At 61.5% G+C, this 24,456-nt stretch carries 23 protein-coding genes and 1 riboswitch; of the genes, 14 read left to right on the plus strand and 9 right to left on the minus strand.

The genetic code is table 11. From position 1 onward, the window contains the following. Positions 1-2: 2 nt before the first annotated feature. From NL154_RS18875 to NL154_RS18885, 3 genes are all read right to left on the minus strand, one after another. Entirely contained in the window at positions 3-974 is a 972-nt protein-coding gene (locus NL154_RS18875) for a carbohydrate ABC transporter permease (protein ID WP_434733191.1), read from the minus strand. Beyond that, entirely contained in the window at positions 971-1,924 is a 954-nt protein-coding gene (locus NL154_RS18880) for a carbohydrate ABC transporter permease (RefSeq protein ID WP_210628221.1), read from the minus strand. Before NL154_RS18880 ends, NL154_RS18875 begins: the two co-directional genes overlap by 4 nt. A 137-nt stretch (positions 1,925-2,061) precedes the next feature. Beyond that, positions 2,062-3,321, minus strand: coding sequence for an ABC transporter substrate-binding protein (locus NL154_RS18885; RefSeq protein WP_210629726.1), 1,260 nt, complete (start codon positions 3,319-3,321; stop codon positions 2,062-2,064). Between the two features lie 307 nt (positions 3,322-3,628). On the opposite strand from NL154_RS18885, the gene NL154_RS18890 reads away from it, so the two are divergent. The 4 genes from NL154_RS18890 (at position 3,629) to queE (ending at position 6,570) form a co-directional block, all read left to right on the plus strand. Next, positions 3,629-4,693: a LacI family transcriptional regulator gene (locus NL154_RS18890; protein ID WP_210629725.1), complete on the plus strand. Its 1,065-nt coding sequence runs from the start codon at positions 3,629-3,631 to the stop codon at positions 4,691-4,693. An 85-nt stretch (positions 4,694-4,778) separates the two neighbouring features. Beyond that, complete coding sequence (gene queC / locus NL154_RS18895) at positions 4,779-5,489, plus strand: 7-cyano-7-deazaguanine synthase QueC (protein WP_221147807.1); 711 nt, start codon at positions 4,779-4,781, stop codon at positions 5,487-5,489. After that, positions 5,489-5,845 (plus strand): 6-carboxytetrahydropterin synthase QueD, encoded by a 357-nt coding sequence (queD, locus tag NL154_RS18900; protein WP_210629723.1) that lies wholly within the window; start codon positions 5,489-5,491, stop codon positions 5,843-5,845. Before queC ends, queD begins: the two co-directional genes overlap by 1 nt. Next, positions 5,842-6,570, plus strand: a complete 729-nt coding sequence (queE, locus tag NL154_RS18905; protein ID WP_434733192.1) for a 7-carboxy-7-deazaguanine synthase QueE — start codon at positions 5,842-5,844, stop codon at positions 6,568-6,570. The genes queD and queE overlap by 4 nt, the downstream gene beginning before the upstream one ends. A gap of 108 nt (positions 6,571-6,678) precedes the next feature. Here the strand turns inward: queE and NL154_RS18910 are convergent, their stop codons facing one another. From NL154_RS18910 to NL154_RS18935, 6 genes are all read right to left on the minus strand, one after another. Then, complete coding sequence (locus NL154_RS18910) at positions 6,679-7,902, minus strand: adenylate/guanylate cyclase domain-containing protein (protein WP_221156773.1); 1,224 nt, start codon at positions 7,900-7,902, stop codon at positions 6,679-6,681. A gap of 100 nt (positions 7,903-8,002) precedes the next feature. After that, a complete protein-coding gene (gene nrdF, locus NL154_RS18915; protein ID WP_210629720.1) occupies positions 8,003-8,977 on the minus strand; it encodes a class 1b ribonucleoside-diphosphate reductase subunit beta in 975 nt (324 codons plus the stop codon). Between the two features lie 173 nt (positions 8,978-9,150). Continuing rightward, the gene (gene nrdE, locus NL154_RS18920) at positions 9,151-11,319 is read right to left on the minus strand and encodes a class 1b ribonucleoside-diphosphate reductase subunit alpha (RefSeq protein WP_434733193.1); all 2,169 of its coding nucleotides are present in this window, start codon (positions 11,317-11,319) and stop codon (positions 9,151-9,153) included. Continuing rightward, on the minus strand, positions 11,298-11,711 hold the full coding sequence (nrdI, locus tag NL154_RS18925; RefSeq protein ID WP_210629718.1) for a class Ib ribonucleoside-diphosphate reductase assembly flavoprotein NrdI: 414 nt from the start codon (positions 11,709-11,711) through the stop codon (positions 11,298-11,300). The genes nrdE and nrdI overlap by 22 nt, the downstream gene beginning before the upstream one ends. A 13-nt stretch (positions 11,712-11,724) precedes the next feature. Beyond that, positions 11,725-11,946, minus strand: coding sequence for a glutaredoxin-like protein NrdH (gene nrdH / locus NL154_RS18930; protein ID WP_210629717.1), 222 nt, complete (start codon positions 11,944-11,946; stop codon positions 11,725-11,727). A 263-nt stretch (positions 11,947-12,209) separates the two neighbouring features. Next, positions 12,210-12,435: riboswitch (cobalamin riboswitch) on the minus strand. A 385-nt stretch (positions 12,436-12,820) separates the two neighbouring features. Continuing rightward, positions 12,821-15,031, minus strand: coding sequence for a heavy metal translocating P-type ATPase (locus NL154_RS18935; RefSeq protein WP_221165112.1), 2,211 nt, complete (start codon positions 15,029-15,031; stop codon positions 12,821-12,823). Positions 15,032-15,101: 70 nt separating this feature from the next. Here NL154_RS18935 and NL154_RS18940 point away from each other — a divergent pair, with 70 nt between their 5' ends. From NL154_RS18940 to NL154_RS18985, 10 genes are all read left to right on the plus strand, one after another. Then, positions 15,102-15,524, plus strand: coding sequence for a MerR family transcriptional regulator (locus NL154_RS18940; protein WP_210629715.1), 423 nt, complete (start codon positions 15,102-15,104; stop codon positions 15,522-15,524). Positions 15,525-15,595: 71 nt separating this feature from the next. Then, positions 15,596-16,804, plus strand: a complete 1,209-nt coding sequence (locus NL154_RS18945) for a TIGR03862 family flavoprotein (RefSeq protein WP_210629714.1) — start codon at positions 15,596-15,598, stop codon at positions 16,802-16,804. A gap of 181 nt (positions 16,805-16,985) precedes the next feature. Then, the gene (locus NL154_RS18950) at positions 16,986-17,945 is read left to right on the plus strand and encodes a helix-turn-helix domain-containing protein (RefSeq protein WP_210629713.1); all 960 of its coding nucleotides are present in this window, start codon (positions 16,986-16,988) and stop codon (positions 17,943-17,945) included. Positions 17,946-18,114: 169 nt separating this feature from the next. Continuing rightward, positions 18,115-19,623, plus strand: coding sequence for an aldehyde dehydrogenase (adh, locus tag NL154_RS18955; RefSeq protein WP_210629712.1), 1,509 nt, complete (start codon positions 18,115-18,117; stop codon positions 19,621-19,623). 101 nt (positions 19,624-19,724) lie between these two features. After that, on the plus strand, positions 19,725-20,117 hold the full coding sequence (locus tag NL154_RS18960; protein WP_004677349.1) for a DUF779 domain-containing protein: 393 nt from the start codon (positions 19,725-19,727) through the stop codon (positions 20,115-20,117). A 172-nt stretch (positions 20,118-20,289) separates the two neighbouring features. After that, entirely contained in the window at positions 20,290-20,886 is a 597-nt protein-coding gene (locus NL154_RS18965) for a DJ-1/PfpI family protein (RefSeq protein WP_210629711.1), read from the plus strand. Between the two features lie 23 nt (positions 20,887-20,909). Further along, positions 20,910-21,260: a ribbon-helix-helix domain-containing protein gene (locus NL154_RS18970; protein WP_210629710.1), complete on the plus strand. Its 351-nt coding sequence runs from the start codon at positions 20,910-20,912 to the stop codon at positions 21,258-21,260. Between the two features lie 162 nt (positions 21,261-21,422). Then, complete coding sequence (locus NL154_RS18975) at positions 21,423-22,130, plus strand: SDR family NAD(P)-dependent oxidoreductase (RefSeq protein WP_210629709.1); 708 nt, start codon at positions 21,423-21,425, stop codon at positions 22,128-22,130. Positions 22,131-22,405: 275 nt separating this feature from the next. Then, on the plus strand, positions 22,406-23,536 hold the full coding sequence (locus NL154_RS18980) for a calcium:proton antiporter (protein WP_434733194.1): 1,131 nt from the start codon (positions 22,406-22,408) through the stop codon (positions 23,534-23,536). Between the two features lie 131 nt (positions 23,537-23,667). Continuing rightward, the gene (locus NL154_RS18985) at positions 23,668-24,432 is read left to right on the plus strand and encodes a DUF4239 domain-containing protein (RefSeq protein WP_221147812.1); all 765 of its coding nucleotides are present in this window, start codon (positions 23,668-23,670) and stop codon (positions 24,430-24,432) included. Positions 24,433-24,456 lie beyond the last annotated feature (24 nt).

Raw genomic sequence — 24,456 nt, forward strand, 5'->3', positions numbered from 1 at the left:
GGTTACCCTTTGACTGCGCCCGCCATCAGGCCACGCACGAAGTAGCGGCCGGCGAGGATATAGACGATGAGCGTCGGCACGGCGGCGATCATCGCCGCCGCCATGTTGACATTGTATTCGACCACCCCGGTCGAGGTGTTGACGACATTGTTGAGCGCCACCGTCATCGGCATGGAGTCACCGGTGCCGGCATAGGCCGAGGCAAACAGGAAGTCGTTCCAGATATTGGTGAACTGGTAGATGACGGTGACGACGATGATCGGCAGCGAGTTCGGCAGCATGATGCGGCGGAAGATCTGGAAGAAACTGGCGCCATCGACCTGGGCGGCCCGCACCAGCTCGGTCGGGAAGGCCTCGTAGAAATTGCGAAAGAACAGCGTCGTGAAGCCGAGGCCGTAGACGACATGGACGAAGACCAGATTGACCGTCGAATTGCCGAAGCCGAAGTTAAAGCCGGTGGCGTTCTGCAGCGTCACCCCGAAGCGACCGAGCGAGCCGAGGATGGTCGCCATCGGCAAGAGCACCGACTGGAACGGAATGAAGCAGGCAAACAGCATCAGCCCGAACACCAGCGTATGGCCGGGGAAGCGCCACTTGGTCAGGACATAACCGTTCAGCGCGCCCATGAAGGTGGAGATCGCCACCGCCGGCACCACCATCTTGATCGAGTTCCAGAAGTAGCCCTTGATGCCGGCGCAGGTCAGCCCGACGCAGGCCTCGCCCCAGGCCTTCACCCAGGGATCGAAGGTCGGCGCCTGCGGCAGCGCCAGCATGTTGCCGTTCTGGATCTCGTCCATCGTCTTGAACGAGGTCGTCAGCATGACGAAGAGCGGCATCAGGTAGAGGACGGCGAAGATCACCAGCAGGCCGTAGATGACGAGGCGGCCGATCCAGCGGGCGCTGTTGCCGCGCTCCGCTCCTGCGCCCGCCGCAGCCGATGACGACGTGCCGATCGAAGAGGTGAGGCTGCTCATCGGGCCTTCTCCTTCAGTTCGGAATAGAGATAGGGAACGATGATCGCCGAGATTGTCATCAGCATGATGATGGCGCTGGCCGAGCCGACGGCCATCTCGTTGCGCTTGAAGGTATATTCATACATGAAGTTCGACGGCAGCCAGGCCGAGCCGCCCGGCCCGCCCGAGGTCAGCGCCACCACCAGGTCGTAGGACTTGATCGCCATATGGGCGAGCACGATGAAGGCCGACAGGAAGATCGGCCGCAACAGCGGAATGACGATGCGCCGATAAAGCTGGAAGGGCGACGCCCCGTCGATCTGCGCCGCCTTCATGATCTCGCCGTCGATGCCGCGAAGACCCGCGAGGAACATCGCCATGACGAAGCCCGACGCCTGCCAGACACCGGCGATGACGACGGTGTAGATGACGAAGTCCTTGTTCTTGATCCAGTCGAAGTGGAAGCTCGTCCAGCCGAAGTGGTGCAGCGTCTGCTCCAGCCCGAGGCCGGGATCGAGGAACCACTTCCAGGCCACCCCGGTGACGATGAAGGAAAGCGCCATCGGATAGAGGAAGATCGGCCTGAGCAGCCCCTCGCCGCGGATCTTCTGGTCGAGCAGGATCGCCAGCAGCAGGCCAAGTGCCAGACAGATGCCGACATAGAGGAAGCCGAAGATCGCCATGTTGGTGATCGAAGTGTACCAGGAGGATGGCGGGTCGCTCTCGAAGGTCCAGCGCCACAGCCGCTGATAAGCGCGCGCGCCGGTCAACGCATAGGAGGGGAAGGTCTTGGAATTGGTGAAGGAGAGATAGGCCGTCCAGACGATGAAGCCGTAGACGAAGATCAGCGTGATGACAAAGCTCGGCGCCAGCACGATCTTCGGCAGCGCATCCTGCAGCCGGCCCCTGAGTGAGACCCGCGTCGCTTGCCGCGGCGTCAGAACCGGATCGGTGGTCGCAACTGTGCTCATGGAATGTCATCTCCTCCCTGTATGTCGTCATGGGGGGCTGGCCCGCATGCCCCTCCCCGCATGATCGCCCCGCATATCCGTCAGGGGCTGCAGCTTCCCCGCGACGACGCGGGGAAGCGTGTTCATCGGCGGCGGCCTCAGCGGGCGTCGTCGATCGCCTGGACGAGCTGGGTCACGGCTTCGTCCGAGCTCTTGATCTGGCCGTGGACGAACTTCGAGACGACGTCCTTATAGGCATTGGCGATTGCCGGAGGCGCGCCATAGCCCTGGGCGAGCGAACCGAACAGCGTGCCGCCCTCGTTGGCGGCCTTCAGATCGGCGATGCCCTTCTTGCCGCAGGCGTCGAAGTCGGTGTCGGGAACGTCGGTGCGGGCCGGAACCGAACCCTTGACGACATTGAAGGCCGACTGGAAGCTCTTCGACAGCGTCGCCGTCGCCAATGCCACCTGCGCCGCCTTGCGGTCGTCGGGAACGTTGAACATGCCGAACATGTCGGAGTTGTAGATCACGCTGCCTTCGGTGCCGGGGAAGCGGTAGCAGAGGAAGTCTTTATCCGGCGTCTTCTTGGCGGCGACGAATTCGCCCTTGGCCCAGTCGCCCATCACCTGCACCAGCGCGTCACCCTTGATGACCATCGCGGTCGCCAGGTTCCAGTCGCGGCCGGAGAAGTTCGGATCGACATATTTGACGATCTTGGCGAGGTTGTCGAAGGACTTCTTCATCGTGTCCGACTTCAGCGACGCCTCGTCGAGGTCGTTGAAGGCCTTCTTGTAGAACTCCGGCCCACCGGTCGACAGCACGATGGAATCGAACATCGTCGCCTCCTGCCAGTTCTGGCCGCCGAGCGCCAACGGGATGACACCGGCAGCCTTGGCCTTGTCGAGCAGCGCGATCAGGTCGTCGAAGCTCTTCGGCTGGGTGCCGCCGATCTTGTCCATGACAGCCTTGTTGATCCACAGCCAGTTGACCGAATGGACGTTGACCGGGGCTGCGACCCACTTGCCGTCATAGACGGAGAACTTCTGCAATGCCGCCGGCACCGACTTGTCCCAGCCTTCCTTCTTGGCCGTCTCCGTCAGGTCACCCATCACGCCGGCCTGGGCATAATCGAGCACGGTGTACCCCAGCATCTGAGAGGCCGTCGGATAGGTGCCCGCCGCCACCATCGCCTTCAGCGCCGTCATCGCCGCATCACCACCGCCGCCGGCAACCGGGACGTCCTTCCAGGCAAAACCTTCCTTCGATAGATCCTGCTTCAGGACGTTCAAAGCCGCTGCCTCGCCCCCCGACGTCCACCAGTGCAGCATCTGCACTTCCTTCACGTCGGCAGCATGGGCCACACCCAAACCAGCAACCATCACGACAGCAATCGCCGCCGAGCTCATGAACTTGCGCATGAATTTCCTCCCGTTTGAAATTGGCGGCAGGACCCTCCCCGCCACCAGATGCGTCCCGCCATTGCAGCAGTCGGCATGAAGCCGCGCTCCTCCGCGCGGTTAACAATTTAAAACGTTATAAGCTCTTGGTCGTCAAGCCCTTTCTCGACTCCCGAGAAAAATATGGCTATTGCAATAACCTGTTGAATTACATTCAAATAGTCCAAAAGGATAATGAGGCGTTAAAATTTAAATCGTTTTCATTGCCAGATTGCGCACCTGAGTCATCGTGTTATTGTATCGGCAATTCCAGCATGGAAAGCCCAGAGTGACCGAACCGTCCCGGCCGCATCGCGGTGAAAATCTCGATCTCGCCCGCAAGCGCGGCAAGCCGACCTTGCGGACGATCGCCACCATCGCCGGTCTGGCGGTGACGACGGTGTCACGAGCACTTTCCGATGCGCCGCAGATTTCGCTCGAGACCCGCCAACGCGTGCACCGCATCGCCCGCGAGATCGGTTATCTTCCGGATCGGGCGGCGCAGCGTCTCAAGACGGGCCGCACCAATGTCGTCGCCATCCTGCTCGATCCCCACGAGGAGGTGGTCGGTTTCACCACCTCGATCATGTACGGCATCGCCAAGGCGCTGAAAGAAACGCCCTACCATCTTGTCGTCGCCCCAAACTTCTTGTCGACGACCAACGCCGAAGCCGCCGAATACATCATCCGCAACCACCTTGCCGACGGGCTGATCTTCACGCGGACCGAGCCGCTCGATGCCCGCGTCCGCCTGCTGCTCGAAGCCGGCTTTCCCTTCATCTGTCACGGCCGCACCGAATTTTCGACACCGCATCCCTATGTCGACTACGACAATTTCACCTTTGCCTATGAAGCGACGCGCCGGCTGATCGCCAAGGGCCGCACCAAGGTGGCGGTGATCCTGCCGCCGAAACGGCTGACCTTCTGCCAACATATCCTGCACGGCTTCATGACGGCGGTGCGCCAGGCGGGCGTCGCCTATGATATCCCCGAGACAGTCGATCTCGACACGCCGGCGGATGTGCTTCGCGACTTCATCCGCAACCGCGCCGCCGCCCCGGGGGCTTCCGATGGCTTCGTCTGTCCCGGCGAAGTTTCGGCGCTTGCGGTCATCAGCGGCATGAACGATGCCGGCCGCACACTCGCCGGCGACTACGACATCGTCGCCAAGGAGACATCCCGCCTTCTCACCCAGTTGCACCCGAAGGTCGACACGATCCACGAGGATTTGACGGCGGCAGGAGAGGATCTCGGCCGCATGCTGCTGCAGCGCATCAATAATCCCGACGCCGAGGATTTGCACCTCCTGCTGCCGCCGCAGATCAACTTTCCGATCGAAGGGCGGTCATATTAAAACTGTTTTCATGGCGCGTGATTTGACTTAGAAGCACCACGTAATCCGGTCGCAGCCCACCCGGTCAAAACAAGGGATCCAAAATATGAAAACCATCGTTGTCTGCTCCGGCGGACTCGACTCTGTTTCGCTTGCCCACAGAATGGCGGCGGAAGAACAGCTTATCGGCCTCGTCTCCTTCGACTATGGCCAGCGGCATCGCAAGGAACTCGACTTCGCCGCCAAATGCGCGGCGCGGCTTGCCGTTCCCCATCATATCATCGACATCGCCGCCCTCGGCGGCCATCTCAGCGGATCGGCCCTGACCGACAATGTCGATGTTCCGGACGGCCACTACGCCGAGGAAACCATGAAGGCCACTGTGGTGCCGAACCGCAACGCCATCATGCTGGCGATCGCCTTCGGCTTGGCGGCCGCACAGAAAGCGGATGCCGTTGCCGTCGCCGTGCATGGCGGCGACCACTTCATCTACCCAGACTGCCGTCCGGGCTTCATCGATGCTTTCCAGCGCATGCAGAACGAGGCGCTCGACGGTTATGCCAGCGTCAAGCTGCTCGCACCCTATGTCGAGGCTTCCAAAGCGGCGATCGTGGGCGATGGCGCAAAACATGGCACGCCCTTCGCGGAAACCTGGTCCTGCTACAAGGGCGGCAATTTCCATTGCGGGCGTTGCGGAACCTGCGTCGAACGCCGCGAAGCCTTCCATCTTGCCGGTGTCGCCGATCCCACGGAATATGAGGACAGCGACTTTTGGAAAGCGGCGGTGTCGCAATATGCCACGACGGAGGTGCGTTGATGTACCGCATCACCAAGGAATTTCATCTCTCTGCCTCGCATCAGCTGGACCATCTGCCGGGCGATCATCAATGCGCCCGGCTTCACGGCCACAACTATATCGTGGTCGTCGAGCTCTCTGCCGAAACCCTCAATGACGACGGCTTCGTTCGCGACTATCACGACCTCTCACCGCTCAAGCGCTATATCGACGAGGCTCTCGATCATCGCCATCTGAATGACGTGTTCGGTCATTCGAAAGTCACCTCCGAGTTCCTGGCCAGGCATTTCTACGACTGGTGCAAGCAGCGCTTCCCCGAAACTTCGTCCGTCCGTGTCAGCGAGACGCCCAAGACCTGGGCGGAGTACAGACCATGAGCGCGGAGACCATCCGCATCAGCGAGATCTTCGGCCCGACCATACAGGGCGAAGGCGCATTGATCGGGCTGCCGACGGTGTTCGTCAGGACGGGCGGCTGCGACTATCGCTGCTCCTGGTGCGATAGCCTTCACGCGGTCGACAGCGCGTTCCGAGATCAATGGATGCCGATGTCCGTCGAGGCGATCTGGCAGGAGGTCACCAGACTTTCCGGAAGCAGACCATTGACGGTTTCCCTTTCCGGGGGCAATCCCGCTATCCAGCCCCTGGGGGCGCTGATCGAACTCGGTCATTCCCAGGGATATCGCTTCGCGCTGGAAACGCAGGGAAGTGTGGCGCGGAACTGGTTTGGCGATCTCGATGTTCTGGTGTTGAGCCCCAAGCCGCCGTCGAGCGGGATGCAAACCGATTGGGGTGATATCGACGACTGTCTACGGCTGTCCGCCGGCGGGCCGGAGATCGCGCTGAAAGTCGTCATCTTTGATGATGTCGACTACGCATTCGCGCGAGAGGTGGGTCAGCGCTACCCTTGTATTCCCCTGTACCTTCAACCGGGCAACCATACACCGCCGCCGCCCGAAGACGACGACGCGCGCATCGATGTCGACGGCGTGATGGATCGCATGCATTGGCTTGTCGAGAAGGTGACGGTCGACCGATGGTTTGCGCCGCGCGTCCTGCCGCAGTTGCACGTGCTGCTTTGGGGAAACAAACGAGGCGTCTAAGCCCGCCTAAAGGGTGTCGCGCTCTTTCGATTCGCTCCACGCTTTAGGGTCTTCGTTCTTACGCAATTCGGCTTCGCAAAATCGCTGCGCACTTTTGCGCGACATGCTCTAGCGTGCCGGAAAAGCGAAGACATCGACAGGCTCTCCGAGCCCGCGCAGCGGGAAGGTGCCGAGACTGTCCATGTCTTTCGCGCAACCCGCCATTTCGACGAAGGCGCGCGACAAGAGCACCGGACGCCTGACCTCCTTGGTCAGGCTTTCCAGCCGCGAGGCGACATTGACCGCCGGGCCGATGACGGTGAAATCCAGCCGTCGGCGCGACCCGATATTGCCGTACATGACGTCACCGACATGCACACCGACGCCGTAACGCAGCGGTTCGCGTCCCGTGCGGCGGTGCTCCTCGTTCAGCTCGGCCATCGACGCCTGCCCCTCGCGGATCGCCTGCAGCAGATCGAGACAGGCCGTTTCCTTGGCCAATGGGAAGATCGCCAGCAGCCCGTCTCCCATGAATTTCAGGATTTCCCCGCCATGCCGTTCGATCGGGTCCGACATGGCGTCGAAATAGTCGTTCAGCAGATGGATCACGTCGTCGCGCGGCCAGAGATCCGAGATCGCCGTGAAGTCGCGCAGATCGCAGATCATGATGGCCGCGCCGACGGTCGCGCCGCTGCCGCGGGTCGTGACACCCGACAGGATATGCTCGCTCGCATGCGGCCCCACATAGGTCTGCAGCAGCGTCCGCGCCATGATGTTCTTCAGCCTGATCTCGCTGACGAGCGTTAGCGCCGGCAGGAGATCGCGCAGGAAATCGGTATGCTCGCTCGTAAAACCGCCAGGCCGAGACGTAGAAAATGTCGCGACGTGGCGTTTGCCGAAAGTGTGCTCGATCGGCCAGGCGATGTACTCCGTAAGGCCGTCGTTACGCATCTCCTGAAAGAACGGATCCTCGTCGGCGTCGGCCTTGCCTTCCAGCTGCCTGCGCACCTCCTCTGCCCCCTGATGGATCGCGTTGACGGGGCTCTTCAGGAACTCCGGCGTGTTTTCGACACCATAGGCGAATGTGTTGATCTTCGCCTCCGCCATGCCCTCCTTCCAGAGGATGCGGGCGCCTATCCATTGTGGATGGTTCGTCCTGAAATGCAGCGTCGCGCGCGCCACAGGCACTCCGGCCGCCAACAGCTTCTCGCACATTGCCACCAGGATGTTGTCGATAAAGCGCTCGCCGCGCGTCTCGTTCACCAGCCAGTCGAGGATCCGCCTCCTGCGGATCGGCCAGGTGCCTTCGTCCGTTTCAACAACAGCCCCGGCATTGTTCAAAAAAGAGGACATCGAAACCCCACTACGCCGCATCACCGACGAATACCGAATTCAGTTTCCGTGAATGTGGTCGATGGCGAAGCAAAAGATAAGGGGAGACTGCAATTAAGTCTCAGAAATCCCAGTCTTCATCTTCGGTAGCCACTGCCTTGCCGATGACATAGGAGGACCCGGAGCCGGAGAAGAAGTCGTGGTTCTCGTCGGCATTCGGCGACAGCGCCGACAGGATCGCCGGATTGACCTTGCAGGCCTCAGTCGGGAACAGCGCCTCGTAGCCGAGGTTCATCAACGCCTTGTTGGCGTTGTAATGCAGGAACTTCTTGACGTCTTCGCTGAGCCCGACGCCGTCATAGAGCGCCTCGGTATATCTCGCCTCGTTGTCGTAGAGTTCGAGCAAGAGGTCGAAAGCGAAATCCTTGATCTCCTGCCGGCGCTCTTCGGACAACAGCTCCAGTCCGCGCTGAAACTTGTAGCCGATATAATAGCCGTGCACCGCCTCGTCCCGAATGATCAGCCGGATCATATCGGCCGTATTGGTGAGCTTTGCCCGGCTCGACCAGTACATCGGCAGATAGAAGCCGGAATAGAACAGGAAGCTCTCGAGGAAGACGCTCGCGACCTTCTTCTTCAAGGGATCGCCGGAGGCATATTGCTCCATGATCAGCGCCGATTTCCGCTGCAGGAATTCATTCTCTTCCGACCAGCGATAGGCATCGTCGACATCTGGCGTCAGGCAGAGCGTCGAGAAGATCGAGGAATAGGAGCGTGCATGCACCGCCTCCATGAAGGAGATATTGGAGAGCACTGCCTCCTCGTGCGGTGTTGCCGCGTCCTCCATCAGCTTGACGGCGCCGACGCCGTTCTGGATCGTGTCGAGCAGCGTCAATCCGGTGAAGACCCGGATCGTGAGCTGCTGCTCGGCCGCAGTCAGGGTTGCCCAGGAGGGGATATCGTTCGACAGCGGCACCTTCTCCGGCAGCCAGAAATTGCCGGTGAGGCGATTCCAGACTTCGAGATCCTTGTCGTCCTCGATGCGGTTCCAGTTGATGGCGCGGACGCGGCTGATCGGCTTTACGGCTATGTTCATGATGATGATGTCTTTCCAATAGATTGTTGGCGTTCGCAGCCGCCTCACCCTACCCTCTCTCCGAGGGGAAAGGGGATGTCGCGCCTGCCGCAGATGTCTTCTCCCCATCGGGGAGAAAGTGCCGGCAGGCGGATGAGGGGCCACTCGCGCAAAGGCTCGCGGCCGAAATCAAATCACAGCGTACAAGACACACACCCCTGCACCTCGGTGCCCGACAGCGCCATCTGGCGAAGGCGGATGTAGTAGATTGTCTTGATGCCCTTCTTCCAGGCGTAAATCTGCGCCTTGTTGATATCGCGCGTCGTCGCCGTGTCGCGGAAGAACAGGGTCAGCGACAGGCCCTGATCGACGTGCTGGGTCGCCGCCGCGTAGGTATCGATGATCTTCTCCGGCCCGATCTCATAGGCGTCCTGGTAAAAGTCGAGATTGTCGCTGGTCATGAACGGCGCCGGATAATAGACGCGGCCGATCTTGCCTTCCTTGCGGATCTCGATCTTCGAGACGATCGGATGGATCGAGGAGGTCGAGTGGTTGATATAGGAGATCGATCCCGTCGGCGGCACCGCCTGCAGGTTCTGGTTATAGAGGCCGGAGGCCATCACCGCCTTCTTCAGCGCAAGCCAGTCTTCCCTCGTCGGAACGGGGATGCCTGATTTGTCGAACAGCGCCTGCACCTTTCCGGTCGCCGGCTTCCATTCCTGCTCCGTATATTTGTTGAAATATTCGCCCGAGGCATATTTCGAATTCTCGAAGCCCTTGAAGCTGGTGCCGCGTTCGACCGCAAGCAGGTTCGAGGCGCGGATCGCGTGGTAGGTCACCGTATAGAAATAGATGTTGGTGAAATCGACGCCTTCCTCGGAGCCGTAAAAGATGCGTTCGCGGGCGAGATAGCCGTGCAGGTTCATCTGGCCGAGGCCAATCGCATGGCTCTCGTCATTGCCTTTCTCGATCGAGGGAACCGAGGCGATATGGCTCATGTCCGACACCGCCGTCAGCGCCCGGATCGAGGTCTCGATCGTCTTACCGAAATCGGCCGAATCCATCGCCGCTGCAATGTTCAGCGAGCCGAGATTGCAGGAAATGTCCTTGCCGAGATCCTTATAGGAGAGGTCGCCATTATATTCGCTCGCCTCACTCACCTGCAGGATCTCCGAGCAGAGATTGCTCATGGAGATGCGGCCGGCGATCGGGTTCGCCCGGTTCACCGTGTCCTCGAACATGAGGTAGGGGTAACCGCTCTCGAACTGGATTTCGGCGATCACCTGGAAGAATTCCCGCGCCTTGATCTTCTTCTTCGAGATACGGGCGTCCGCCACCATCTCCCGGTACTTTTCCGTCACCGAGATCTCGGTGAAGGGTACGCCGTAGACCCGCTCCACGTCATAGGGTGAGAACAGGTACATGTCCTCATTGTTCCTGGCGAGCTCGAAGGTGATATCAGGCACGACGACGCCGAGCGACAGCGTCTTAATGCGGATCTTCTCATCGGCATTTTCGCGCTTGGTGTCGAGGAAACGCATGATGTCGGGATGATGCGCGTTGAGATAGACCGCGCCCGCGCCTTGGCGCGCGCCGAGCTGGTTGGCGTAGGAGAAGCTATCTTCCAAGAGCTTCATCACCGGGATGATGCCGGAGGACTGTTTCTCGATCTGCTTGATCGGCGCGCCGGCCTCGCGGATATTCGTCAGCGACAGCGCCACGCCGCCGCCGCGCTTCGATAGCTGCAGTGCCGAATTGATCGACCGGCCGATCGATTCCATATTGTCCTCGACCCGCAGCAGGAAGCAGGAAACGAGTTCGCCGCGCTGCTTCTTGCCGGCATTCAAGAAAGTCGGCGTCGCCGGCTGGAAACGCCCGGAAATGATCTCGTCGACCATGTCACGGGCAAGCGCCTCATCGCCCCGCGCCAAGGTCAGCGCCACCATGCAGATGCGGTCCTCATAGCGCTCGAGATAGCGCTTTCCGTCGAAGGTCTTCAGCGTATAGCTGGTGTAATATTTGAAAGCGCCGAGGAAGGTCGGGAAGCGGAATTTCCGCGCATAGGCCTGATCGAAGAGGCCGCGGACGAAATTGAAGGAATACTGGTCGAGAACCTCCCGCTCGTAATAGCCCTCGGTCACGAGGTAATCGAGCTTTTCCCGGAGATTGTGAAAGAACACGGTGTTCTGGTTCACATGCTGCAGGAAATACTGCTTGGCCGCCATGCGGTCCTTGTCGAGCTGGATCCTGCCCTCATCGTCATAGAGGTTCAGCATCGCGTTCAGTGCGTGATAGTCGAGTGTTTCGGCCGCTTTAAGTGGTTTTGCGCCTGTATCCCGCGTCAGATTTGTTCCCGTGTCCAAAATCGTCCCATCCCGTCTTTGACATTGGCGACATCCTCGGCTGTTCCCAGGAGCTCGAACCGGTAGAGGTACGGCACCTGGCACTTCTTCGAGATGACGTCGCCGGCAAGCCCGTAGGTCTCGCCAAAATTGCTGTTGCCCGCGGCAATCACGCCGCGGATGTTGGAGCGGTTTTCCGCCTCTTTGAGGAAACGGATCACCTGCTTGGGCACGGCGCCCTTGACGATCCCTGGGCCGCCGTCCCCACAATAGGTGGGCGAGATCAGCACATAGGGTTCGCGAATGTGGATGTCTTCAGCGCCGACGGGAATGCGCGTCGCGCGCAATCCCAACTTCTCGACGAAACGATGGGTGTTCCCGGATCGGCTGGAATAATAGACGATCAGCCCCACCGCTTTTCTCCGGTCAGGAGAGCGCGCTGATCATGTCGGGGCGGAAGCCCGCCCAATGCTGCTCGCCGGCAACGACGACCGGAACCTGCATGTAGCCCATGCCAAGCACGCGATCGAGCGCTTCGGCATCCTCGGAAATATCGACGATCTCATAATCGACGCCCAGGCGATCGAGGGCGCGGTAAGTGGCCGTGCATTGGACACAGGCCGGCTTGCTGTAAACGGTAACGCTCATCATCTTCCTCGTGATGTCAGTGAATGCAGGACACAGGACTGGGATCGGGCGCCGTGCGACGTCCGGGGCAATGCTTGATAATGATCTGGCAAAGTTGGCGCTTTAAACGCCCGACATCATCCCTCGCAGGATGTGCACGGGCGGCGGCTTTGATGTTCTCGACATGACTTCAAACCCCCGAAATGCTCATGCGGACGTTCGGGGCAGCGCAACAGACACGGATCATTCCGCTTCATGCACGCGACCTTCCGGACACCCCGCCCGTGGACGTTTCGTTCGAGGCAGGTCTCCTGGCTCACGGGTCGAAGCACCCTGCCCCAGCCTTCCCGGAGCATCATGCTCCAGTGACCTGAAATCGGACAGTTGCTCGCCGCTTACAGTTGCGGGGGCAGCTCCGGCATTGTCGCACCATGATGGCGCAGCGCACCGTATTCCCGTCTTAGCCCGCGATCCTCACGAATCGAAGGAACCTTGAACACTAGATATAGTACGCGAATCGTAATTCACGTCAACGGATGGTTTGTGCATTGCGTTACGGCAGGTTTGAAATCGCTGCATTCCTGTGAAAAACATGGACAACGAAAGCTTAACGAAAACAGGCTTGGAGATGACCGTGGTGGGGCTGGCCTATAGCCAGCTGCCAGGCTGCGGATAGACGACGCAAAACCCGCGACGTCATCCTCGGCCTTGTGCTGCCTTGTGCCGACGATCCACCCAGGTCCATTCTGAAAATAAGAGCTTTCCTGCCAGATAATTGCAGTGGTGAGATGCTCGGCACAAGGCCGAGCATGAGACCTTGTCAGCAAACTGAGCGCCGACCTAACGGATGACCGGCCCCGAATCGCTGGTCTTCAAACCGCCACCGGCAAAACATTCATCCCCGTACACGAAGCAGCCTGAGCGCGTTGATCGTCACCAGCACCGTGGCACCGGTATCGGCGAGGATCGCCGGCCAGAGCCCGGTCATGCCGGCGATCGTCGTCACCAGGAAGACAGCCTTCAGCCCGATCGCAATGGTGATATTCTCAAGGATATTGCGCATCGTCCGCTTGGAAAGCGCGATCATCCGCGCCACGTCGCCGACGCGTCCATGCAGCACGGCGGCATCCGCGGTCTCCAGCGCCACATCGGTGCCGCCGCCCATGGCGATACCGATGTCGGCGGCGGCGAGCGCCGGCGCGTCGTTGATGCCGTCGCCGACCTTGGCGACGACGAAGCCCTGACGCTTCAATTCGCCGACGACCCGCTGCTTGTCTTCGGGCATCATCTCGCCGCGCCAGTCGATATCGAGCATGCCGGCGACGGCTGCCGCCGTCCGCTTGTTGTCGCCGGTCAGCATCATCGCCTTGACACCGGCCAATTTGAGCGCGGAGAGCCCCGCCCCGGCATCCTCGCGCGGCTCGTCGCGCATGGCGATCAGGCCGGCCGCAGTGCCATTGACGAGCAGCACCGATACGCTCTTGCCCTCATCATTGAGCCCTGCAATACGCGCTTCCTGCTCCCCGTTCAGCGCCCCGCACTCGCGGGCGGCGGGCGGCGACAAGAGATCCAATGTCTCGCCGCCGACCTTGCCGGTGACACCCTTGCCCGGCAGCGCTTCCAGTTCGAAGGCCGGCGGCACGGGCACGCCGTCCGCCTTGGCGCGGTGGAGAATCGCCAGTGCCAGCGGATGGCTGGAGCCCTGCTCGAGCACAGCCGCGCGCGACAGGAGCTGCGCCTCACCCAATCCGAAGGAAACAATGTCCGTCACCCGAGGCTTGCCTTCCGTCAACGTGCCTGTCTTGTCGAAGGCGACCATCGTCACCGTGCCGAGCGTCTCCAGCACCGCGCCGCCCTTCATTAAGAGCCCGCGCCGCGCGCCCGCCGACAGCGAAGCGGCGATCGCCGCCGGCGTCGAAATGACGAGCGCGCAGGGGCAGCCGATCAGCAGGATGGCAAGGCCTTTGTAGATCCATTCACCCCACGCGCCGCCGAGAAACAACGGCGGAACGACCGCGACAAGTGCGGCGACGACGACCACGCCCGGCGTGTAATAGCGAGAGAACCGATCGATGAAGCGCTCCGTCGGCGCCTTCGATTCCTGCGCTTCTTCCACCAGCTTGACGACGCGGGCGATGGTATTGTCGGCAGCGGCCGCCGTGACGCGAACCCTGAGCACCGCATCACCGTTGACCGTACCGGCATAGACGCCGGCATCGACGCCCTTGCGCACCGGCGTGCTCTCGCCCGTCACCGGGGCCTCGTCGATCGCACTCTCGCCTGAGACGATGACGCCGTCCGCCGAAATGCGGTCGCCGGGGCGAACCATGATGACCGCGCCGACGGCAAGGCTTTCCGCCGGCACCTCCCGCATCTGGCCATTGTCTTCGAGCAACGCGGTTTTCGGCACCAGGGCCGTCAGCGACTGGATGCTTTCGCGCGCCTTGCCCGCCGCCACGCCTTCGAGCAACTCGCCGACGAGGAACAGGAAGACGACGGTCGCCGCTTCCTCGCCCGCATTGATGATGACGGCGCCGACGGCGGCGATCGTCATCAGCATCTCGATCGAAAACGGCGTGCCGGACAAAGCCGCCATGACGGCTCGCCGCGCAATCGGCAGCAGACCGACCAGTATCGCGACGAAGAAGGCGTAGGACGCACTCGCCGGCACCACATGGCCGACGGCATAGGCGGCAACGAGCGCTCCACCCGAAAAAATGGTCAGCCGGCCCTTCCTGCTCCGCCACCAGCGACCGGCCATCGGCGCATGGTCGTCCCCATGCCGGCCGTCAATTTCCTTCTCGTCGTCATGGGCATGGTCGTGATCATGAGCGGTATGATCGTGATGATGGTGCGGGCGGTCTTCACGCGCGAGCTTCGCATTTCCGGTAAAGGGCGAGACGGAATAACCAAGCCCCGTCACCTTCCTCTGGACTGCCTTGAGATCGCTGCTGCCGTCATGCCGGACGGTCATGGTGCCCGTTACCACCGAGACGGAGACATCGACAACACCTGCTACGCGCCTGACCGCGGTATCGATCTTGGTCGCGCAGGCAGCGCAATCCATGCCGCCGACCCTGTATCGTGTCTCGCTCGTCTCAACCATGATGCGCTTCCTTGTCAAACAGAAGCACCCCTCCTACATCCTCTAGCGACTAGAGGTGCAAGAGAAAATCATGAAAAAGATTACGATTGGCGAAGCGGCCCGCCGAAGCGGCGTCAAGGTGCCGACGGTGCGCTATTACGAGAGCATCGGCCTGCTCGCGGCCCCGAGCCGCAGCGAAGGCAACCAGCGATCCTTCGAACCTGCCGATATCAGCCGCCTCACTTTCATTCGTCATGCCCGAGAGCTCGGTTTCGAGATCGAGGCAATTCGCACGCTGCTCACATTGCAGGATGATCCAAACCAGTCCTGCGCCTCGGCCGACGCCATCGCCAAGGCTCGCCTCGCCGAAGTCGAGCAGCGCATCCGCAGCCTGATGGCTTTGAAGGCCGAGCTGGAAATGATGGTGGAGAGCTGCGGCCACGGCCGCGTCGACCAATGCCGCGTCATCGAGGTTCTCGCCGACCACGGTCAGTGCACACATTCTCACCATTGACGAACCTGTACTCTTGCAGGTGATCGGCGCCCGCGGCAAAACTGCGCCGGAAGGAATCGGGCGAAGACATCATGAGCCAGAAACGGATTGCGATCATCGGCGGCGGCCCCGCGGGTCTTGCAGCTGCCGAGCTGCTGTCGCTCTCCGGCCATGCGGTAACGATCTATGACGCCATGCCGACCTTCGCTCGCAAGTTCCTGCTGGCCGGCAAATCAGGCCTCAACATCACCCATTCGGAGGACTATGCCCGTTTCGTTACGCGCTTCGGAACGGCTTCAGCCCGTCTGCGTCCCGCTCTCGATGCCTTTACTCCCGGTGATATCAGGGATTGGGCCGCAGGGCTTGGTACCGAGACCTTCGTCGGCTCCTCCGGCCGGGTTTTCCCGAAGGTGATGAAGGCTTCTCCTTTGCTGCGTGCCTGGCTCAAACGGCTGGAAGAGCGGGGGGTTGCGTTGCGCACCCGCCACCGCTGGACCGGCCTTGTCGAAGACGGTTACGTTTTCGAAACGCCGGAAGGGCGTAGCATCGCCCATTGCGACGCCGCCCTGCTGGCGCTTGGCGGCGCAAGTTGGCCGCGCCTTGGCTCGGATGCGGCCTGGCTGCCGTGGCTGACCGAGAGAGGCGTCGAAATCGACGCCTTCCGGCCCGCCAATTGCGGCTTCGTCGTCGGCTGGAGCGCCAGCTTCAGTACGCGTTTCGCCGGCGAGCCCGTCAAGTCGGTCACCGCCACATCCGAAGCCGGCACCTTTCCCGGCGAGTTCGTCATCACCGGCAGCGGCATCGAAGGCAGCCTGGTCTACGCCCATGCGGCCAGCCTCCGCGACCGGCTGCAGCACCACGGCAACGCTGCCCTGACGCTTGACCTCGCCCCGGGCCGGACGACAGAAAGGCTGGCGCGCGACTTGAGGCGGCAGGACACCAAGTCGAGCTTTTCAAACCGCCTGCGCAAGGGCGCTGGGCTTGACGGCGTCAAGGCGGCATTGCTGCGCGAACTCGCGCCCGCCCGCGACTGGACCGATCCCGAACGTCTCGCCGGCGCGATCAAGGCTCTGCCGGTACCGGTTCTCGATACGAGGCCGATCGCCGAGGCGATCTCCTCTGCAGGTGGCATCCGCTGGACCAGCATCGACGAAGGCTTCATGCTGAAGGCGCTGCCGGGCACCTTCGTCGCCGGCGAGATGCTCGACTGGGAGGCGCCGACCGGCGGTTATCTCCTCACCGCCTGCCTTGCGACCGGCAGGGCAGCCGCGCGCGGCATCGAGGCCCGGCTGTCGCGATAGACATCGTTGGTCTTGAACCAGATCTAGATCAATGAAGTGGAGCACGATGTCGTGCGACCATCCTTGAAGCTTTTCAGCACTGCGTCTGATCACCAAGGGCGAAGAGGGAGGCCGCCGAGCGTGCAATTGCAAACCGGCCGCTTTTCCATCAGACTATGCTGAAGTTCCGTGGGAGGAGCAGATGCAGGAACAGTCAGCACATGCGGAGCATGTCTATACCTCTGCGCAGCGGAATTCCGCTGCTGCGAGTTCTCCGATCGTCGCGTCGTGGCGGAGGTGTATGACCATGCATCGCCTCGTTCCCGAGGACGAACGCCCGCCGGTGCGTCTTACCGACCAGGAATTTCTTGACGCTCGTAAACAGTCGGAACAGCTGATCGCCGGCGCAACCGAGGAACTTGACCGCCTCTTTACCACGGTCGGCAGGGCCGGCTGCTGCATTCTTCTGACGGACAGGAAGGGCATTGCGCTGGAGCGCCGGGGCTCTGCCGGCGACGACAAGGATTTCTATGATCTTGGCCTATGGACCGGCTCGGTATGGACCGAGGCGAGCATGGGCACCAACGGCATCGGAACCGCCCTTGCCGACGAGCGTTCCGTCGCCATTTTTCGGGATCAACATTTCTTCTGCTCGAATATCCGCCTGAGTTGCACGACGGCCCCGATCCGCGATCATCGCGGCGAACTGGCCGCTGCACTAGACATCTCCACCTGCCGCGACGAGGTCAACGAGATGACGCTGGCGATCCTCACGCAGACCGTGCGCGACGCGGCGATGCGCATCGAGCTCAATCTCTTTCGATCGGCCTTTGCCGGCGCCCGTTTCCTGATGGTCCCGACGAGCGCGAATTCCGCCGCCGCCCTGCTTGCCGTCGACAGGCATGACCTTGTCCTTGGCGCCACCCGCGCCGCCCGGATCGCGCTGCAATTGGACGACAAACGGATCGCGGCCGGCATCCCCGCCGCCGATGCGCTCCATGAAGCCGCCGTCTCACAACAGGAAGAGATTGTGGAAGCGGAAAAAGCGGCCCTGCTGCGAGCGCTGTCGCGCACCAGCGGCAATGTCTCACAGGCGGCGATCGCCCTCGGGATCAGCCGCGCCACGCTCCACCGGAAGATGAAGAAGTTGGGCCTGCATTAAACCAGGCGCCAGCGGTTCCATAGGACATCGCAATCAAAACGCGACCCTGTCGCATGTCTGCGACAGTGTGCGCTGCGGTATTAATCCTCCACCCTGTTCCCTTCGGCAAAACGCGCACATTTTGCTCCCACTGGTTCGATTGGAACCTGGATCATCAAGGGAGGATGACATGCTTCATCAGAAAATCGTGGAATCGCCGTTCAAGCTGAAATACGGCAACTATATCGGCGGCGAATGGCGCGAGCCGGTCGAAGGCAGATACTTTGAAAACGTGACGCCGGTCACAGGCGGAAAACTCTGCGACATCCCGCGCTCCGATGAAAAGGACATCAATCTCGCGCTGGATGCGGCCCACGCGGCCAAGGAAAAATGGGGCCGGACTTCGGCTTCCGAGCGCTCCAATATCCTCATGAAGATCGCCCAGCGGATGGAGGACAAGCTGGAACTGCTCGCCCAGGCCGAAACCTGGGACAACGGCAAGCCGATCCGCGAAACCATGGCGGCCGACATTCCGCTGGCCATCGACCACTTCCGCTACTTCGCCTCCTGCATCCGCGCCCAGGAAGGTTCGATCGGCGAGATCGACCACGACACCATCGCCTATCACTTCCACGAGCCGCTCGGCGTTGTCGGCCAGATCATTCCGTGGAACTTCCCGATCCTGATGGCGACCTGGAAGCTGGCGCCGGCACTTGCCGCCGGCAACTGCGTCGTGCTGAAGCCGGCCGAACAGACCCCCGCTTCGATCCTGCTCTGGGCGGAACTCGTCGGCGACCTGCTGCCGCCCGGCGTGCTCAATATCGTCAACGGCTTCGGCATCGAGGCCGGCAAGCCGCTGGCGACCAGCCCCCGCATCGCCAAGATCGCCTTTACCGGCGAAACGACGACCGGCCGGCTGATCATGCAATATGCCAGCCAGAACCTCATTCCTGTGACGCTGGAGCTCGGCGGCAAATCGCCGAACATCTTCTTCGCCGATGTGATGGCCGAGGATGACGACTTCCTCGACAAGGCGCTCGAAGGCTTTGCAATGTTCGCCCTCAACCAGGGTGAAGTCTGCACCTGCCCGAGCCGCGCCCTCGTGCAGGAATCGATCTACGACCGCTTCATGGAAAAAGCCGTCAAACGCGTCGAGGCGATCAAACAGGGCAACCCGCTCGATCCGGAAACGATGATCGGCGCCCAGGCATCGACGGAGCAGCTTGAGAAGATCCTCGCCTATCTCGACATCGGCAAGCAGGAAGGCGCCCAGGTTCTGGCCGGTGGCTCGCGCAATGATCTCGGCGGCGAACTGGCGAACGGCTATTACGTCAAGCCGACGATCTTTAAGGGCCACAACAAGATGCGTGTGTTCCAGGAAGAGATCTTCGGGCCGGTGGTGTCGGTCGCGACCTTCAAGACCGAGAAGGAGGCGCTGGAAATTGCCAACGACACGCTCTACGGTCTTGGCGCCGGCGTCTGGAGCCGCGATGCTAATCGCTGCTACCGGTTCGGCCGCGAGATCCAGGCCGGCCGCGTCTGGACCAACTGCTACCATGCCTACCCCGCCCATGCCGCCTTCGGCGGCTACAAGCAATCCGGCATCGGTCGCGAAACCCACAAGATGATGCTCGAGCATTACCAGCAGACCAAGAACATGCTGGTCAGCTACAGCCCGAAGGCACTGGGTTTCTTCTGAGAAGCTTTCTGAATGATGGGAGGGAGTGTCAAAGCCCCTCCCTAACCCCTCCCCACAAGGGCCCTTGTGGGCAGGGGAACCGAGACCTTGGAGGAAGAACCATGGAAACGACCGTCAACGGCGAACCGCGTGTTCTCGCCACCGATGCGGCCCTCGATCTGATCGCGGAAATCAAGCGGGATCATCCCGATATCCTCTTCCACCAGTCCGGCGGCTGCTGCGATGGCTCTTCGCCGATGTGTTATCCTGCCAATGAATTCATGGTCGGCGACAGCGACGTCAAGCTCGGCGAGATCGGCGGCGTGCCGGTCTATATCAGCGCAAGCCAGTTCGAGGCATGGAAACATACGCAGCTTATCATCGACGTCGTGCCGGGCCGCGGCGGCATGTTCTCGCTCGACAACGGGCGCGAGAAACGCTTCCTCACCCGTTCCCGTCTCTTCGGCGGCGGCGAGGCCTGTGCCGTCCCGGATGCGACGGTCAGGACGGTTTGATATCTGCCGCTTGATGGACGCAACCGTTTTACATCCGGAAAGGGATCCGAGAACGCTCCCGTCGCGATGCTCACCTGGTTCCGGCCGAGAATTTCGCCTGTAGTATTCCCATAGTACCTGCTGCTGGGCGGTCTTTGTTAATCTTCGTCTGTTGGTTTCCAAGGAGGATGCGATGCCAGCTTCTAAGATCCTGATGATCACGGGTGACTTCACCGAAGATTATGAAACGATGGTGCCGTTTCAAACGCTGCTCGCCTGCGGCTATACGGTCGATGCCGTCTGCCCGGGCAAGAACGCGGGTGAGACCGTCGCCACCGCCATTCATGATTTCGAGGGCGATCAGACCTACTCGGAAAAACGGGGCCATAATTTCGCACTGAACGCCACTTTCGACAGCGTTCGGGCGGAGGATTACGATGCCCTGGTCATCCCAGGCGGCCGCGCGCCGGAATATCTTCGCCTCAATGCCGACGTCATCCAATCGGTCCGGCACTTCTTCGATGCCGGAAAGCCTGTGGCCGCCATATGCCACGGCGCGCAGCTGCTTGCCGCCGCCGGCGTGTTGAAGGGCCGCACCTGCTCGGCCTATCCGGCCTGTCGGCCGGAAGTCGAACTTGCCGGCGGCATTTACGCCGATATTTCCATCACCGATGCGGTCTCGGACGGCAACCTGGTCACGGCGCCGGCCTGGCCGGCGCATCCCTCCTGGCTGCGGCAGTTCATGGCCGTGCTCGATGCCTCGTCATTACCTGAAACCAACGCCGCCTGACGAGGCGGCGCCGGGAGGGCGACATGTGTGAACTCTTCATCAAGGCGGATGCGCGGCTATGGGAAAGCACCACCCGGTCGTTGCGCATCGATGGCATGGTCACCAGCGTCAGGCTGGAGAACTTCTTTTGGTCGAAGCTTGAGGAGATTGCCCGGCGCGACGGAATGAACGTCGTGCAGCTGATTACTCGGCTGCACCATGAATCGATCGATGCCGGCCATGATCTCGGAAACTTCACATCCTTCCTGCGCGTCTGCTGCGCTCGCTACCTGGACCTGCAGCTCACCGGTGACATCCCGGCAGATGTCACCCGCCCGATCTCTGGGTTGGATGCGCCGGTCATCCTCGGCCGCGAACGGGAAAAGTATCACTGAAGGTTAGTAGACGAGACCGGGATGATGTCGGGCGGAGCTTTCAGCTCCGCCCGCATTCTCAAGATACCTGACTGGCGCGGCTGCGCAGGGGTTGCGTTGCGGCGCAGCCTGGACCAACAATGCGCGGCGTCCAGCACCGGCACCGTCAGGAGATCGCTTGCCATGAATGACCAGAAAGCCGTGATCGTCACGGGAGCCGGCGGCAACCTCGGCAGCGCCGTTGTCCGGGAGCTTGCCGGCGCCGGCGTAAAACTCGTCTGCATGAACCGTTCGAGCCAGGAGCTGGAAGCTTTGGCCGGCGAGCTTCCTGCGTCCGCCGAGTTTCTCTCGATCGCCGGAACGGAGCTCACCGATTACGCTTCCTGCGCCGCCGCCGTCGCCCGAGCCGTCAAGCGCTTCGGCGGCGTAGGCGCTCTGGTCAACACCGTGGGCGGGTTTCAGATGGGCCCGGTCGGGCCGGAAGCCCCCGCGCAATGGGATACCATGATGACGGCAAACGCCCGCACCGCGCTGACGATCAGCGCGGCGGTTCTCCCGACGATGAAGGCGGCAGGCTACGGCCGCATCGTACACGTCGCTGCGATGCCCGGCCTGAAGGCCGGTCCTAACCAGGCCGCCTATGCAGCCTCGAAAGCTGCCGTCATCCGGCTGACGGAAGCGCTTGCCGCCGAATGCCGCGACGACCGCATCACCGCCAACTGCATTCTGCCAGGCACGATCGATACCCCCGAGAATCGGGCTGCCATGCCCAATGCAAAAACGCACGCCTGGGTATCGCCGCAGTCGATCGCCCGGCTCATCGCCTTCCTGATCTCGCCCGCCGCAGCCGTCGTCACCGGCGCTGCGATCCCGGCGACCGGCCGCGAATAACAAAGTCCTGCCTGGCTTGCAGAGTCTGCGCCTCGATCACGTGGCATCTGGCGTGAGGTACGGTCCTTTTGTATTCTGGATGGCGACAAGGGCCGGGCTTGGGTCGAGCTTGTTTCAATGACAAAGGCGAAATGGCTTTCCGCATGAAGGTTGGGCTGTCTGGTTTTTGGACGGCCTCGTTCGATTCCTTTTATGTGGCGGGCAGGACAGCGGGCGGGACACCATGGTGTTGATGATCGCATTGCGGCGGAATTTGCGGAATTGCGGCGGTCTTGATGACTGACAGGCCCGCACTGCGCACCATCGGCGAGACCGGTCTGCGCGAGGAATGGTTCCTCGGCGTCAGCATCGCAACCAGCCTGATATTTCTCGCCTTTCCGGAGCAGCTCTTCCGTCGGCTTCCCGATCCGCTTTGGTTCGCCGTGGTTTTCGGATGGCTGTTTGCGGTCGTTCTCGGCTCCGCCCTGTCTGTCGTCCGGCATGCGGATCATCTGGCCGAGCGGCTGAAGGAGCCGTACGGCACGCTCATTCTGACGCTTGCCATAACCTCGATCGAAGTCATGGCGATCTCCGCCGTCATGATTCACGGCGAGAACAATCCCACGCTTGCGCGCGACACCTTGTTTGCGGTCGTCATGATCATCCTTAATGGCATGGTCGGCCTGTCATTGCTGCTGGGCGCCTGGCGGCGGCCGGAACAACAGCATAATCTCCAGGGCGCCAACGCCTATCTCGGCGTCATCGTGCCGCTGGCGACGCTCAGCCTCGTCATGCCCACATTTCTTGCCGGCCCGGACGGCCAGCATCCATCGGCGCCGCGGCAATTGATACTGGGCATCGTCTCGGTCGGCCTTTACGCCACATTCCTGTTTCTCCAGGCTGGCCGCCATCAGGATTATTTCACGACCGACGCCAATCGCCACGCACATCCAGGCGAACACGCCCTTCCGCACCGGCCAGTCTGGCCGCATGCCGTTCTGCTCTTCGCCTACATGGGTCCGGTGGTCTTTCTGGTCGAACAGCTTGCGCGGCCGATCGATTACATCATCGAAACCCTGCACGCGCCGACCGCCTTCGGCGGCGTTGTCATGGCCATCCTTGTCGCGACGCCCGAGGCGATCAGCGCCGTGCGCGCATCCATCGCCGATAATCTTCAGCGCGCGGTCAATATCTTTCTGGGTTCAGTCCTGTCGACGATCGGGCTGACCGTACCCGCGATGCTCGTGGTCAGCCGTCTTTACGGACACCCGGTCACCCTTGGGCTGGAACACAGCGATCTGGTGATGCTCCTGCTCACCCTTGCCGTCAGCATCATTACCTTCGCCAGCGGTCGCACTCATCTCATGCAGGGTGCCGTTCATCTGGTGCTTTTCCTGGCTTACGTGCTTCTCATCTTCCAGCAGTGATCTCCGCCCGAGAACAGAGAAGTAAAGAGTTCCACGCTCCGTCGGTCCTCCGCTATGATGACCGCATTTCTTGTATAGAGCTTGCAAGCATCGCAGCTTGCAGGATCGTTAAGATTATATGGAGACCGGAGTTGAGCTCACTGTTGCTTGGCGGGATTGTATTTGTCTTTCTGTCGGCGGCAACATCGATGGGAATGATGGTGCGCGGCCGCTTGCCGGATCATCATCTCAGCCCGGAATCCAAGGATGCCATCAGGCTCGCAACCGCGGTGGTCGGAACGCTGTCGGCCTTGGCCCTCGGTCTGCTGATCGCATCCGCCAAATCGAGCTATGACGATGCCGAAGTCGAGATGAGGACGGCGGCTGCGCGGGTTCTGCTGCTGGACCGCGTCATGGCGCAATACGGCCCGGAGACCGATCATGCCCGCCAGTTACTGCGCCAGCTGATCGAGAGGCGGCTGAGCCGCGGCTGGAGTGCCGAGACCACCGACGAGCCATCGCGCAAAGCGCCCGGGGAATACCAGGACATTGAGGCGGTTCAAGGCGACCTTCGATCGCTGTCGCCGCGCGATGCCATGCATCATTCCCTCCAGGCGCGCGCTCTCGATGTGAGCGGCACGGTGGCCGAAACCCACTGGCTGCTGGTCGAATCCGGCAGCGAGGGCCTGCCCTGGGCCTTCCTTGCCGTTCTCGTCTGTTGGCTCTCGCTGCTTTTCACGACCTTCGGACTCCAGGCACCGCCGAATCCCACAGTGCTGTCCATTCTCTTCGTCTGCGCCTTATCCGTCGCCGGCGCCGTCTTCCTGGTTTCGGACATGGCCAATCCTTACATCGGCCTGGTCCGCGTTTCCGACGCACCGTTGCAGTCCGCCCTCGAACGGCTGGGTAAACCGTAGCCGGCTTACGATCTCCGATGGGAC

Source organism: Rhizobium sp. YTUHZ044, from assembly GCF_051123975.1.
Classification (GTDB): Bacteria; Pseudomonadota; Alphaproteobacteria; order Rhizobiales; family Rhizobiaceae; genus Rhizobium.

Coding starts and splice junctions, on each gene's coding strand:
- NL154_RS18910 (WP_221156773.1), bottom strand. CDS start 7,902: ATGTCCTCTTTTTTGAACAATGCCGGGGCTGTTGTTGAAACGGACGAA.
- queC (WP_221147807.1), top strand. CDS start 4,779: ATGAAAACCATCGTTGTCTGCTCCGGCGGACTCGACTCTGTTTCGCTT.
- NL154_RS18935 (WP_221165112.1), bottom strand. CDS start 15,031: ATGGTTGAGACGAGCGAGACACGATACAGGGTCGGCGGCATGGATTGC.
- NL154_RS18970 (WP_210629710.1), top strand. CDS start 20,910: ATGTGTGAACTCTTCATCAAGGCGGATGCGCGGCTATGGGAAAGCACC.
- queD (WP_210629723.1), top strand. CDS start 5,489: ATGTACCGCATCACCAAGGAATTTCATCTCTCTGCCTCGCATCAGCTG.
- NL154_RS18975 (WP_210629709.1), top strand. CDS start 21,423: ATGAATGACCAGAAAGCCGTGATCGTCACGGGAGCCGGCGGCAACCTC.
- NL154_RS18945 (WP_210629714.1), top strand. CDS start 15,596: ATGAGCCAGAAACGGATTGCGATCATCGGCGGCGGCCCCGCGGGTCTT.
- NL154_RS18960 (WP_004677349.1), top strand. CDS start 19,725: ATGGAAACGACCGTCAACGGCGAACCGCGTGTTCTCGCCACCGATGCG.
- NL154_RS18875 (WP_434733191.1), bottom strand. CDS start 974: ATGAGCAGCCTCACCTCTTCGATCGGCACGTCGTCATCGGCTGCGGCG.
- nrdF (WP_210629720.1), bottom strand. CDS start 8,977: ATGAACATAGCCGTAAAGCCGATCAGCCGCGTCCGCGCCATCAACTGG.
- queE (WP_434733192.1), top strand. CDS start 5,842: ATGAGCGCGGAGACCATCCGCATCAGCGAGATCTTCGGCCCGACCATA.
- NL154_RS18940 (WP_210629715.1), top strand. CDS start 15,102: ATGAAAAAGATTACGATTGGCGAAGCGGCCCGCCGAAGCGGCGTCAAG.
- NL154_RS18880 (WP_210628221.1), bottom strand. CDS start 1,924: ATGAGCACAGTTGCGACCACCGATCCGGTTCTGACGCCGCGGCAAGCG.
- NL154_RS18950 (WP_210629713.1), top strand. CDS start 16,986: ATGCAGGAACAGTCAGCACATGCGGAGCATGTCTATACCTCTGCGCAG.
- adh (WP_210629712.1), top strand. CDS start 18,115: ATGCTTCATCAGAAAATCGTGGAATCGCCGTTCAAGCTGAAATACGGC.
- NL154_RS18980 (WP_434733194.1), top strand. CDS start 22,406: ATGACTGACAGGCCCGCACTGCGCACCATCGGCGAGACCGGTCTGCGC.
- nrdH (WP_210629717.1), bottom strand. CDS start 11,946: ATGAGCGTTACCGTTTACAGCAAGCCGGCCTGTGTCCAATGCACGGCC.
- NL154_RS18885 (WP_210629726.1), bottom strand. CDS start 3,321: ATGCGCAAGTTCATGAGCTCGGCGGCGATTGCTGTCGTGATGGTTGCT.
- NL154_RS18965 (WP_210629711.1), top strand. CDS start 20,290: ATGCCAGCTTCTAAGATCCTGATGATCACGGGTGACTTCACCGAAGAT.